Source organism: Amaricoccus sp., assembly GCF_036846665.1.
Classification (GTDB): domain Bacteria; phylum Pseudomonadota; class Alphaproteobacteria; order Rhodobacterales; family Rhodobacteraceae; genus Amaricoccus.
In genome coordinates this window covers 1-11,384 of the sequence record NZ_DAIUBO010000122.1, presented here as the reverse complement: position 1 = coordinate 11,384, position 11,384 = coordinate 1, and the positions used below count along the sequence as shown (strand labels likewise).

At 67.9% G+C, this 11,384-nt stretch carries 18 protein-coding genes; 1 reads left to right on the top strand and 17 read right to left on the bottom strand.

The window, feature by feature from the left end; genetic code table 11:
- The coding region (locus tag V7050_RS12665; RefSeq protein ID WP_324410618.1) for a heavy metal translocating P-type ATPase at positions 1 to 1,046 on the top strand (1,046 nt) is incomplete at its 5' end.
- A gap of 27 nt (positions 1,047 to 1,073) precedes the next feature.
- Here the strand turns inward: V7050_RS12665 and V7050_RS12660 are convergent.
- The 17 genes from V7050_RS12660 to V7050_RS12580 form a co-directional block, all read right to left on the bottom strand.
- Positions 1,074 to 1,802 carry a cytochrome c biogenesis CcdA family protein gene (locus V7050_RS12660; RefSeq protein WP_324374916.1) on the bottom strand — a complete coding sequence of 243 codons (729 nt, stop codon included), beginning with the start codon at positions 1,800 to 1,802 and terminating at the stop codon, positions 1,074 to 1,076.
- The gene (locus tag V7050_RS12655; protein WP_324410616.1) at positions 1,795 to 2,295 is read right to left on the bottom strand and encodes a hypothetical protein; all 501 of its coding nucleotides are present in this window, start codon (positions 2,293 to 2,295) and stop codon (positions 1,795 to 1,797) included. The genes V7050_RS12660 and V7050_RS12655 overlap by 8 nt, the downstream gene beginning before the upstream one ends.
- Complete coding sequence (locus V7050_RS12650; RefSeq protein ID WP_324374912.1) at positions 2,292 to 2,906, bottom strand: cytochrome-c oxidase; 615 nt, start codon at positions 2,904 to 2,906, stop codon at positions 2,292 to 2,294. Before V7050_RS12650 ends, V7050_RS12655 begins: the two co-directional genes overlap by 4 nt.
- Positions 2,903 to 3,343, bottom strand: coding sequence for a copper chaperone PCu(A)C (locus tag V7050_RS12645; RefSeq protein ID WP_324374910.1), 441 nt, complete (start codon positions 3,341 to 3,343; stop codon positions 2,903 to 2,905). Before V7050_RS12645 ends, V7050_RS12650 begins: the two co-directional genes overlap by 4 nt.
- Entirely contained in the window at positions 3,343 to 3,996 is a 654-nt protein-coding gene (locus tag V7050_RS12640; protein ID WP_324374908.1) for an SCO family protein, read from the bottom strand. Before V7050_RS12640 ends, V7050_RS12645 begins: the two co-directional genes overlap by 1 nt.
- 59 nt (positions 3,997 to 4,055) lie before the next feature.
- A complete protein-coding gene (locus tag V7050_RS12635) occupies positions 4,056 to 4,349 on the bottom strand; it encodes a hypothetical protein (RefSeq protein WP_324374906.1) in 294 nt (97 codons plus the stop codon).
- Between the two features lie 31 nt (positions 4,350 to 4,380).
- Positions 4,381 to 4,605, bottom strand: coding sequence for a hypothetical protein (locus tag V7050_RS12630; RefSeq protein ID WP_324374904.1), 225 nt, complete (start codon positions 4,603 to 4,605; stop codon positions 4,381 to 4,383).
- A 53-nt stretch (positions 4,606 to 4,658) separates the two neighbouring features.
- On the bottom strand, positions 4,659 to 5,180 hold the full coding sequence (locus V7050_RS12625) for a TlpA family protein disulfide reductase (RefSeq protein WP_324374902.1): 522 nt from the start codon (positions 5,178 to 5,180) through the stop codon (positions 4,659 to 4,661).
- Positions 5,177 to 5,755 carry a DsbE family thiol:disulfide interchange protein gene (locus tag V7050_RS12620; RefSeq protein ID WP_324374900.1) on the bottom strand — a complete coding sequence of 193 codons (579 nt, stop codon included), beginning with the start codon at positions 5,753 to 5,755 and terminating at the stop codon, positions 5,177 to 5,179. Before V7050_RS12620 ends, V7050_RS12625 begins: the two co-directional genes overlap by 4 nt.
- Complete coding sequence (locus V7050_RS12615) at positions 5,752 to 6,234, bottom strand: c-type cytochrome (protein ID WP_324374898.1); 483 nt, start codon at positions 6,232 to 6,234, stop codon at positions 5,752 to 5,754. The genes V7050_RS12620 and V7050_RS12615 overlap by 4 nt, the downstream gene beginning before the upstream one ends.
- A complete protein-coding gene (locus V7050_RS12610; RefSeq protein WP_169731202.1) occupies positions 6,231 to 6,371 on the bottom strand; it encodes a hypothetical protein in 141 nt (46 codons plus the stop codon). Before V7050_RS12610 ends, V7050_RS12615 begins: the two co-directional genes overlap by 4 nt.
- A complete protein-coding gene (locus tag V7050_RS12605; protein WP_324410613.1) occupies positions 6,371 to 6,907 on the bottom strand; it encodes a hypothetical protein in 537 nt (178 codons plus the stop codon). The genes V7050_RS12610 and V7050_RS12605 overlap by 1 nt, the downstream gene beginning before the upstream one ends.
- Positions 6,900 to 7,319, bottom strand: coding sequence for a DUF411 domain-containing protein (locus V7050_RS12600; RefSeq protein WP_324374891.1), 420 nt, complete (start codon positions 7,317 to 7,319; stop codon positions 6,900 to 6,902). The genes V7050_RS12605 and V7050_RS12600 overlap by 8 nt, the downstream gene beginning before the upstream one ends.
- An 11-nt stretch (positions 7,320 to 7,330) precedes the next feature.
- Positions 7,331 to 8,269: a WD40/YVTN/BNR-like repeat-containing protein gene (locus V7050_RS12595; RefSeq protein ID WP_324374889.1), complete on the bottom strand. Its 939-nt coding sequence runs from the start codon at positions 8,267 to 8,269 to the stop codon at positions 7,331 to 7,333.
- A gap of 10 nt (positions 8,270 to 8,279) precedes the next feature.
- Positions 8,280 to 9,731 (bottom strand): multicopper oxidase family protein, encoded by a 1,452-nt coding sequence (locus tag V7050_RS12590; protein ID WP_324374887.1) that lies wholly within the window; start codon positions 9,729 to 9,731, stop codon positions 8,280 to 8,282.
- A gap of 138 nt (positions 9,732 to 9,869) precedes the next feature.
- Positions 9,870 to 10,214 (bottom strand): hypothetical protein, encoded by a 345-nt coding sequence (locus V7050_RS12585; protein WP_324374884.1) that lies wholly within the window; start codon positions 10,212 to 10,214, stop codon positions 9,870 to 9,872.
- An 87-nt stretch (positions 10,215 to 10,301) separates the two neighbouring features.
- A partial coding sequence (locus tag V7050_RS12580) for a dihydrolipoyl dehydrogenase family protein (RefSeq protein WP_324410611.1) occupies positions 10,302 to 11,384 on the bottom strand: 1,083 nt, incomplete at its 5' end.

Here is an 11,384-nt window from a genome sequence, read left to right as displayed (position 1 = left end):
GCGCGCTGGTGATCTCGGTGCCGGCTTCCATCGCCTCTGCGCTTTCTTCCGGCGCACGGCGTGGGCTGCTGATGAAGGGAGGCGCTGTGATCGAAGCCGCGGCAGCGACTACGCATGTCGCATTCGACAAGACGGGGACCCTGACCCACGGACGGCCGCGCGTCACGGACGTGGTGCCGATCTCGGGATCGGAGACGGAGGTGCTGACGCTGGCTGCCGCCGTCGAAGCGGGGTCGAGCCATCCTCTGGCGGAGGCGATCCTGTCCCGCGCGGAAGCTGCGGGAGCGCCGTTCCTGGCCGCGACCGCCGCCAAAGCGCTTCCGGGCAAAGGGGCCGAAGCAGTCGTTGAGGGTGAAACCGCCTGGGTGGGCTCTCCACGGTTCGCCGAGGAGCGCGGTGTGTTGGACGACCACGCGCGCGGGGCGGTGGTCGGCATGGAGGATGAAGGCAAGACAGTCGTCGCGGTCTTCCGCCGGAGCCGGTTGGTCGGACTCGTAGCGCTCCGGGATGGACCCCGGGAGGATGCCGCCCGCGCGGTGCAGCAACTCAAGGCGCTTGGCATCGCGTCTGTGATGCTGACCGGCGACAACCGGCGCACGGCAGCAGCAATTTCCGCTGGGTTGGGCATCGAGCATCGCGCCGAACTGATGCCTGAAGACAAGGTCGCGGCGATCCGCGAGATGACGGCCACGGGCCATGTCATGATGGTGGGCGACGGCATCAACGATGCCCCTGCGCTCGCCACCGCCCACATTGGAGTTGCCATGGGTTCCGGAACGGACGTCGCGCTTGAAACCGCCGACGCCGCGATCCTGCGCAATCGGGTGACCGATGTGGCCGGCAAGATTCGGCTTGCTCGCGCAGCCATGGCGAACATCAGGCAGAACGTGGCGATCGCGCTCGGCCTCAAGGCGGTGTTTCTTGTGACGACGATCCTCGGCATCACCGGGCTCTGGATCGCCATCCTTGCTGATACCGGCGCGACGGTCCTTGTCACGCTGAACGCGCTGCGGCTTCTCGCTTTCAACCCCGAACGGCCGGGCTGAGACAGCAGCGCCGACCCGAATGCTTGCTCAGCCAATTCGTCCAAGCACCGGAAAAGTGTCAAGTATCCAGTAGGACAGCGCACTCAGCCGCCCGGTCATCATCGCCACTCCCATCAGAACCATGACCGCGCCCGAGCCCTGGTGCAGCCGACGCCCGATCCGCCCGACGCCCCGCAATCGGCCGGCGAGCCTGTCGGTGAAACCCGCCACGATCAGGAACGGCACGCCCAGACCGGCGGAGTAGATCGCGAGCAGCGCGACGCCCTGGCCGACCGTTGCGCTCGCCGCGCTGGCGGTCAGGATCGCGCCGAGTATGGGGCCGATACACGGCGTCCAGCCGAAACCGAAGGCGAGCCCGAGCACGTAGGACGCGGCGGGCCTGCCGCCGGGAATGTCGAGATGGAAGCGCAGATCTCGCTGCATGGCGCCGATCCGCGCCGCGCCGATCATGAAGAGCCCGAACAGGATCACGATGCCGCCGCCGACGAGATTGAGCTCGTAGCGCCAGCGCAGCAGTGCTTGTCCGAGGGCCGTCGCGGACGCGCCGAGGATCATGAATATGGTCGAGAAGCCGAGGACGAAGCAGAAGCTGAGCCAAAGCGTCTGTGACCGGCCGGACGCCACGCCGCCTGTCGTCGTCCTTCCGGCGATGTAGGACACGTAGCCCGGAACCAGCGGCAGGACGCAGGGCGATGCGAAGGAGATCGCCCCAGCCAGCAGAGCCGCGGTCATTCCGAGAAGCGACAGGTCAGCCATGCGCGACCTCCACAGGTTCGCGCCGCCACGGCCGGGCTCCGGTGGCCCAGCAGTAGTCGACGACCGGGATGACGATCCATTGCAGGATCGAGCTCAGCCCCGCGTCGATCACTGGGATCACCGGCATCATCTCGCGATAGGCCCAGGCCTCGCGTAGCTCGATGTTCAGCCACTCGCTGAAGATCGTGTAGGCGACGCCGAAGATCACCGCGCCCCCAAGCACACGGTGCCAGCGAATGCGGGGCCAATCCGCGCTGCCGAACACGCAGAGCGACAGCATGATCGTGCTGAGCGTGATCAGTATGTCGCCGCCCGGGCAGTGGACCGCCGCAAAGACGAGTTCGCCCGGGGTCCCGGTGAGCCAGATCGTGTAGAGCGGCAGGTGCGCGAATTCCCAGACCAGATGCGCAATGGCGGCGAAGGCGAAGTACCGGCGTAGCGCACCGAGCCAGTCCCGTCCCGGCGCCGCGCCGGTCTGCGGCCCCGCTGTCATCGGAACGCCCCGAACAGTCGGTCCAGCAGTCCGGGTTCAGGCGGCGGCGCGTTGGTCAGGCCGTTGATGTAGAGCACCAGGTTGATGCGCCCGAACCCTGCGCCGTGGAAAATGCCGGTATGACGCCCGCCCCGGTCGATGACATGGACCATGGGCGCATCCGTCACCCGAGCGGAGAGCGCAGCGAAGGCCGCGGCGGCTGCCTCCACCGTTTCGTCAGAGGGCATGACGGACCGCCAGTTCCCGGCTTCCCCGTCCGGATCGGGCGCCGCGTCACCGCTCACGGTCATGAACTGGACCAACTCGCGCATCGGCGTGACGTTCACCGCATCGCGAACCTCCTGCAGAAGCGCCTGCTGATCCGCGCAGGGCGTGCCGCAGCCCTCGGGCAGGAAGCTGAGCACGACGATCCGGTACGCAAGCCCAGACATATCGAGGCTGGCGCCGTCCGAACCGGCGAACGAAAGGGCCGGCATGCGGCGCGAGTCCGTGGGCTCGAAAGCAGGTTCCTTCTCCGCCATCACCTCGTCGAGACGGTCGCCTGGATGGTGCGCGGCGGCCGGTGCGGCGCCCGCGAGGAGCAGCAAGGCAACGATTGCAGGCAGCCTCATGGCTCCCCCTCCGGACCCGTCGCCGCAACTCCCAGCACGGAGACATCCACCATGATCGCGCCCGCGCGCTCAAAGGTCAGCGTCAGCGGGAACGAGGCGCCTTCGTCGAGCTTGCCCGCGAGCCCCAGCAACATCAGATGCATCCCGCCGGGAGCAAACCGAACCGTCTGTCCCGCCTCCAGATCGAGCGCGTCGAGATGGATCATGCGCGTGACGGAGTCCGCTCCCGTCTCGGAGGCATGGATCATCACGTGATCCGCGACCGGCGTCGTCGCCGACAGCAGCCGGTCGTCGGCATCGCTGTGCAGCGTGAGGTAGGCCGCCCCCGGACGGGACGCGAGAATGGTGGCCCGCGCCCAGGGGTCGCTGACGACGACCTCCGCCAGCGCGGCTGCGGGAAATGTGGCGATACACGCCGCGGCAAGAAAAAGCTTCATCAGGATCTCTCGTCCCTCTCGATACGCATGAAAATCTCGTCGGCGAGCGCTTCCGGCGGCTGATCGCCTTCTCGGTAGACCGAGTCGAAGCCGCCGTCGGGGCGCATCAGGTAGATGTAGCCGGAATGCGCCATCAGATAGCCGTCGGGCGCGGTTGCGTCCTCGGATCGTTCGTACCAGACGCGGAAATTGCCGGCGGCCTCGGCGACCTGCGCCTCGGTCCCCGTGAGGCCGATCAGCCGCGGATGGAACGCGGCGACATATTCCGCCATCACGTCGACGGTGTCGCGCGCCGGGTCGACGGTCACGAAGATCGGCGTGACCCGGTCGGCTTCTGGTCCGAGGATGTCCATCACGCTGGCCATGTAGGCGAGCGTGGTCGGGCAGATGTCGGGACAGAAAGTGAAGCCGAAGAACACCAGTTGCCACTGCCCGTGATAGGCATCGGACGTCACCGTGCGTCCCGTATGATCGGTCAGCGAATAGGCGTTGACGATCGCGGCCTCGCCCGTCGCGCGGGGCGCCGGCAGGTCGGAGGGGGTGAAGGCGCGCCAGAGGGCGGCGGCGCCGAAAGCCAGGGCGGTTCCGGCAACGGCCGCCCAGAGCAGGCGCCGGATGCGTCGCAAGCCACCGGTGTTGGGAGTGGTGTTCATCGGATCGGGTCCTTCGGAGTGGCCGCCCGAGCGGCGAGTGCGGCCCGGGCGTCTTGATGTCAGCCGCCCTGTGGCGCTGGGGTCGTGTCCTGCCCGGCAGGGGGCGTCGCAGCGTCGGGATGGCCGGGCTGATGATGCGCCATCTGCTGCATCATCTCAGTGCAGGCCTCCATCATCGGACCCATGGCCTGCATCATCTGCATCATGCCCATCATGCCCTGCATGTCGCCGCCCATCATGCCCTGCATCTGTCCCTCGGGCATGGCCGGGGAGTCGCTCTGCGCCAAGGCGGCGGATGTGGCGAGGCCGAGGCTCAGAACGGCGGCCATCGCGTATGTCTGCATCGTCTTCATCGGATTGCTCCTTCTGGTGGTGGGGCGAGGATCAGTCCCTCGCGGTTTCCGGACCGGCGTCCGAACGTGTCGGGGCGGCACAGGATTTCGAGCCGCCCATCATGCAGAGTCCCAGGCCGCACATGACGGCGCAGGGGGCGACGGCGAGGATCAGGGGGGCGGCGCCGATCGCGGCGACCCAGCCCCAATTGAGCCACAGCCCTGCGCCGATCAGCGCCATCGCGGCGAGGATGAGGCCGCGGCGCCCGAACGGCATGGAGAAACCTCCCGGTCGGGCGGCGCCTTGGTCAGAGGATGTGTCAGGCATGGTCATCTGTTCCTTTCAGCGATGATGGTCTGGAATTGTTCGATCGCCTCCGCGCTGTCCCATTCGGCGGGTCCCGTCAGGCGGCCGCGTTCGCGCCCCTGCCGGTCGATCAGCAAGGTCGTGGGCAGTCCGATGACGGCGAAGGCGAGCATCGCGCGGATGTCCTCGGCGAGGTACTGGCCCAGATGTCGGATGCCGATTTCGGCGTAGAAGCGCTGCACCGGCCCAAGCCCCGCACGGTCGATGGACAGGGGCAAGACGTGGAAATCGTTGCCGCCAAGCTGCGCCTGCAGACGGTCTAGCGTCGGCATCTCCTCGCGGCACGGCGCGCACCAGGTGGCCCACACGTTGAGCAACACCACGCGGCCCCGGAAATCCGCCAGCGTCAGGTCGCGCCCGTCTCCATCCACGAAGGGCGGCGAGAGCATCTCGCGCGGGGTCTCGTGCAGCGGCATCACGGGGCGTGCGGCAGCGGGTGTTGCAGCAAAGGCCAGCGCACCGGCCAGCAGGTCGCGCCGCCTCATGATCCGTCCTCCGCCTGCAACCGGCGGACGACGGGCAGGATCTCTTCGTCCAGCGCGCGGCGGTCGAAGGGCCCGACATGCTTGTAGGCGATCCGTCCATCGCCATCGATCACGAAGGTCTCGGGCAGACCGTAGACGCCCCAGTCGATGGAGACCCGCCCGTTCCGGTCGGCCCCGATCCGCGTATAGGGGTCGCCGAGCTCGGCGAGAAACCCGAGGGCCGCGCCGCGAGCGTCCCTGTGATTGATGCCGTGGATCGGAACCGAGCCCGTTGCGGCCAACTCGACCAGCAAGGGCATCTCCACACGGCAGGGCACGCACCAGGAGGCCCAGACGTTCACGATGGAGACCTCGCCGCGCAGGTCTTCCGACGACAGACCGTCGTCGCGCCCTTCGATCGGCGGCAGGGCGAACTCCGGCACGGGCCGCCCGATCAGCGTGGAGGGCAGGCGGTCGTCCTTGTTCCAGAGCCCCCAATAGAAAGCGCCGCCAAGCAGCGCCGCGATGGCGAGGGGAAGCATCGCGAGCAGCCTTCCGCCCGCGGGGCGAGCGACATGACGGGCTCCGTCGCTCATGATCCGCCCTCGTCATTCGCCGTCACTTCGGCCTGAAATCCGCGCTCGCGCTCGGGCCAGGTGCTCTTGATCCAGGCCAGAACGGCCACGATCTCGTCATCGGACAGGATGCCCTCGAACGCCGGCATGTCGCTTTCATAGCCGGGCACGATGGCGCTCACACCGAGCCTGGTGATTGTGAATAACTGGCGGTCCGCATGGTGCCAGGTATGGCCGCTCGCATCGTGCGGCGGCGCGGGCATCCGGCCATTCTCGTTACGCCTGCGCCAGTCGGGCTGGCCTTCCAGGTCCGCCCCGTGGCAGGAGGCGCAATTGGCGGCGTAGACCTCCTGCCCAAGCGCAAGCTGCGCCGCGGTGACCGGCTCGCCGAGGAAGGTCAGGCTCTCGGCGTCCGGCGCTTGTTGAGCCGCCGCGATCCAGCCTGCCGCACCGGTCGCCGCCACAAGAGCAGCGGCTGTGAAGAAGCCCCGGCGCGTCATGCGGGCCTCCGCAGATACTTGATCAGCGCCGCCACCGCCAAAATCAGCACTGCGATCAGCAGCAGCAGGACAAGTCCGCCACCCAGCATCATGCCCACCATGGGCCCGCCCATCATCTGGCTCATGCAGTCGCCCATCAGCCTGCCTCCCTTGTGTCATCGCGCCATGCCACCACCCAGGCGGCGACGAGCGCGAAGAGAACGTGACCGACGAGCGCGACCCAGGTGATGCCGGTGAAGCCTAGGAACGCCGGATTGCCGGCGACGAGATGCGCCATGACGTAGAGCGCAAAGACCCAGAGCAGAACGCCGTAGACGGCGGCAGGGACCGCCCAGCCAAGCCGTGGCGCGAGCGTGCGCGCGATGGGCCGCGCGAGCACCATCCAGCCAAGCGGATAGGCCACCATCCCCGCGAAGTAGTGCAGGAATTCAGCGCCTGGCTTGTAGGTGGCGCCGAAGAGCGTCTGGATCACGTTGTTGGCGAGTGGAACCGGCGCGAGGTTGGCGAAGCCTAGCATCGGGCTGAGGCTCTGGCCGAAGAAGTCGAAGGCGACGGTGGCGCAGGCGCCCGCCAGAGCCATCGTGACGAGGCCGGGTCGCGTGAACAGCGCCCGGACGTCGCCCAACATGGCGGCGACCAGGGTCGTCTGCGGGGCGGTTGCGGTGTCATTCATCGGCATAGACCGCCACTCCATTGGGCCCGAACGAGTAGGTGCGCAGCGTGCCCGTCTTCGCGGGCGCCATCCCCGGCGCATTGGCAGGCATGCCCGGCAGGGTGATGCCGGTGATGTCGGGGCGTTCCTCGAGCAGCCGCTCGATGATCTCGGCGGGAACCAGACCGCTGACGACATAGCCGTCGATCATGGCGAGGTGGCAGCCCACCCCCTGCTCGGGGACGCCTGCGGCGACAGAGCGGTCGACGAAGTCATGATCGTCGATCACGGTGACCTCGAAACCTTCCGCCCGCAGGTATTCTGCATAGGCGTCGCAGCAGCCGCAGCCGGGATCGCGCCAGATAGTCACGGGTTCGGCTGCAAGGGCCGGGGTGGCCAAAGCGAGGAAAGTGGCAAGAGCAATACGTTTCATGTTTGATCCTTTCATGTGGTCGGAAGCGCGGCCCATGAGGCCCCGCCGTCATGGCTGAGGATCACCCCGTCCGCGGTGGCGGCGGCGATCCGGGATGGCTCTGTCGGGTGAACGGCGAGCGCGGTCGCGACGAGGCCCGATCTCCGCGACCAGGTCACCCCGCCATCGGTGGAGGCCCAAAGGCCCGAGGGCAGCCCGGCGACAAATCGTTCCGGGGCAGCCATTGCCGAGGCGAGAGCCAGTACCGGCTCGCCCTCGGGCAGCGGGGCCTCGGGCGCGGGCGGCGTGCCCGCGACCAGCGCATCCATTGCGTCGCCCGCCACCACGTCCTGCCAGCGGCAGAAGCAGTCGGGCACGCGGGTCAGGCCGCGCTCGGTGCCGGCGTAGATCCAGATGCCGCCCATGCCTGAGGCGAGATTGACAGAGGCGAGCGTCAGCATCTCGCGCTCGGCCTCAGCGATCCAGGGGCGGTCCATCACGAAGGACCAGTTTTCCCCCGCGTCTTCACTTTGCCATAGCCCGTCGCCCGCGACGGCGGCATAGACCGTGTCCTGTGCCCCCGCCGCGATGGCGAGCGCAGCTACCTGCGCCTGCGGCAGTCCTCCCGAGGCAGCAGCCCATGTCCGGCCGCCATCGTCGGACCGGTCGAGCCCGCCGCCGTCCGACGCCGCGAACAGCCGCCCGGTCCGCGCGGGGTGAGTGGCGAGCGCCCGGATATGGGGGCGTGGCGTGGCCAAGGTCGCTGAGGCACCACCCGACAGGTCGTGCCGCCACACCTGCGCGCCCGCGACGACGAGCGCATCGCCGTCGAAGGCCAGTGCGGAGGCCGCAGCGTCCCCAGCCTGCGCCCACCGCGCCGGAGACAACCCGGAGAGCGCCACACCGCCCAGCATCGCGAGCACGTGGCGCCGTCCGAGCGGCGATCCGCTCACTGAGCGCACTTTCATCATCGCTTTCCCCTCAGGCCACACGGATCACACCCATCATCCCACCCGCCTGATGCTCGAGGATGTGGCAGTGGAACATCCAGTCGCCCGGATTGTCGGCCACGAAGGCGATCTCGACCCGTTCGCGCGGGGCCATCAGCACGGTGTCCTGCCATTCGCGATGCGCCGTGGGCGTCCCGTTGCGGCTGATCACGCGGAAGGAGTGGCCGTGCAAGTGGATCGGGTGATGGAACGCCGTGGCGTTGGTCATGGCGATGACGTGGGAGGCATCGCGCTCCAGCGTCAGCATCGGGTCAAGGATATGCCCTTCGGCCGCCACGCCGTTGACGAACCAGATGCCGCCGTCGTGCATCCGGTTCATCATGCCGCCGCCCATCATGCCCCCTATGCCGCTTTCGCTGGAAAGGCCCATCTGGCGCTCGACCATCCCGCCCATCATGCCACCGGTGAATGTCACCTCGTGACGACGGGCGCGCGCGATGTCGGGTTCGGGCAGCGGGTTCGAGGGCAGCTCCATGGACCAGTTGGGGGCTGTGTCGCGGAGTGGCGTCTCCGCCACCGTCAGATCGAGGAGGGCGTAGGCGTCCTGCGCGAAAAATCGGTCGATGACGGAGATCGTCGCGCCCGGCACGGCGGTCACGTCGAGCATCAGGTCGGCGCGCATGGCCGGGCCCAGCACCACCCGCCCGCCGGGCGCCGCATGGGGCGTGACCGGCTGGCCGTCGAGCGCGATCACCTGCGGCGCGAGATCGCCGAAATCCAGCGCGAAGATGCGGGCATTGGCGGCGTTGATCAGGCGCAGCCGGATCCGCTCGCCTGTCCGCACCGGCACGGCGTCGGGGGCGCGACCGTTAATCGTCACCGTGTTGCCGAGCCGCCCGGCATGGCTCATATCGTGGAAATCGCCGAAACTGTCGTCGATTTCTGCCTCTTGGGTGAGCCGCCAGTCGTCAAGCACCCAGACCATTTCGCGGTCCACCTGCGGCGGGTTCGCCTCTTCGATGATCAAAGCGCCGTAAAGACCGCGCCCGACCTGCTCGAAGCTGCGCTGATGCGGGTGATACCAGAAGGTGCCGGCATCGACCGCGTCGAACGCGTAGGTAGAGGTCTCGCCCGGCACGATCGGGGCCTGGGTCAGATGCGGCACGCCGTCCATGTCATTGGGCACCCGTAGCCCGTGCCAGTGCACGGTTGTGTCCTCGTCCAGCGCGTTCTCGACCGCGATGCGCAGCCGGTCGCCCTGCCGCACCCGGATCTCGGGGCCCGGCACGATACCGCCATAGCACCAAACGTCGCTCTCGCCCCAGGGTTCGGGGACAAGCCGCGCCCGTCCCGGCGCGGCGCGCAGGGTGAAGGCGCGGTGCGTATCTGCCCAGGCCGGGCGCAGGGAAAGCGCGGCTCCGGTGGCGGCGCCACCGGCCAGAAAGCCTCGGCGCGACAGCGCCGGTGGGAAATTCGAAGTCATGTGTTTGTCTCATCTGAATTGTGCCGTTCGATCTCGCGCGAGCAGCGCGAGGGCTGAGCGCCTCCGGACGCCATGCAGGCGCTCAGAGACGCGGGCCAACGGTCACAAACACGCCCTCGCAGGCGGCCTACCGTCGGATCAGATGAAAGTTCGGGGAGGGAAAGGGTCCGGCGGCGCGCGAAGCCCGCGCGGAAGGGTCATGCCGAGAGGCCGGTCCTGACGCAGCAACGGCATCATGACCTGTGCGGGTCCCACCGCTCTCAGGACGGCGAACGCGGGCGCGGTACAAACCAGATCACAACTTGCGTTCGCGTCGCTGTCGCCGTCCTCGGGGCAGCCCTGGCAGTCGGGCATCGACATCGCGCCGCCGTCGGCCATCGCCATGTCCAACGCCATCGCGTTCGCGCTCACCGCATGCACGATTGTGCTTGCGGCGAACACCACAAGAAACACGACGGCAATGAGTGAAGCGAGTTTACGCATACCAAATTAGTATTGTTGGGTTTTGCCAATGTCCATTCACGAAATAGTGCCGAAGTCCACGGTCGCAATCGACACCGGAAATCAGCTTCATCCCGCACAACACGACAGCTTGGCGACATCCATGTCGAAGGTCTGCGCGGCGAGCTTCAGCCCCTCGACCGTGGTGAGATAAGGAAAGATGGTCTCGCCGAGCGCATTCGTCGTCATGCCGGCCTTCAGCGCCATAACGAGGGTCTGAATGCTGTCGGCTCCCTCCGGCGCCATGATCACGCCGCCCAGCAGGCGGTCGGTCGCCCGGTCCGCGACGAGCTTGATCAGGCCGCGCGTGTCGCGGGCGGCTAGCGCGCGGGGCACGTTGTCGAGGGTCAGCACACTGGTCTTGACGTCATGACCCGCCGCGCGCGCTTGGCGTTCGGTCAGCCCAACGCCTGCAACCTGCGGATCGGTGAACACCACCCAAGGCATGGCGGTATTGTCGTAGCGTTCAGTCCCGCCCAGCACGGCGTTGCGGGAAGCGAGCTTGGCACCGTGGGCGGCCATGTAGACGAACTGGTCGCGGTCGGTCACGTCGCCCGCCGCAAAGATGCCGGGCTTGGTGGTCTGCATGTCGTCGCCAACCCGGATCGCACCGCGTGCGTCGGTCTCGACGCCCATCTCCGCGAGGTCCAGCCCCTCGGTGTTGGGTGCGCGTCCCGTCGTCAGGACGAGGCAGTCGGCCGTCAGATCGCGCTCTGCGCCATTCACCGTCACGGTCAGCATCGCACGGTCACCGTCGCTATTCGCGGCGTGATAGGTTGCGCCGTCAAGAACCGTGACACCCTCGGCGCGCAAGGTCGCCGTGAGCGCCTCGGACACCTCCGGCTCGGTGCGCGGCAACAGGCGCGAGCGGCAGACGATGGTGGCGCGGGTGCCCATCCGCGCCATGATCTGCGCCAGCTCCACGCCGATATAGCCGCCGCCGAGGAAGATCAGGCTTTCGGGCAATCGGTCCAGCTCCAGCAGCGACGTGCTATCGAGCGTTGGTGCGCCCTGGATCCCAGGGATGTCGGGCACGGCGGGTCGGCCACCGGTCGCGACGATCACCTTGGGAGCCGTGATCCTGCGCCCCCCGGCCTCGACCCCCCCGGGGACGAGACGCGCCGGACCCTCGTCCAGATAGGTCACACCCTC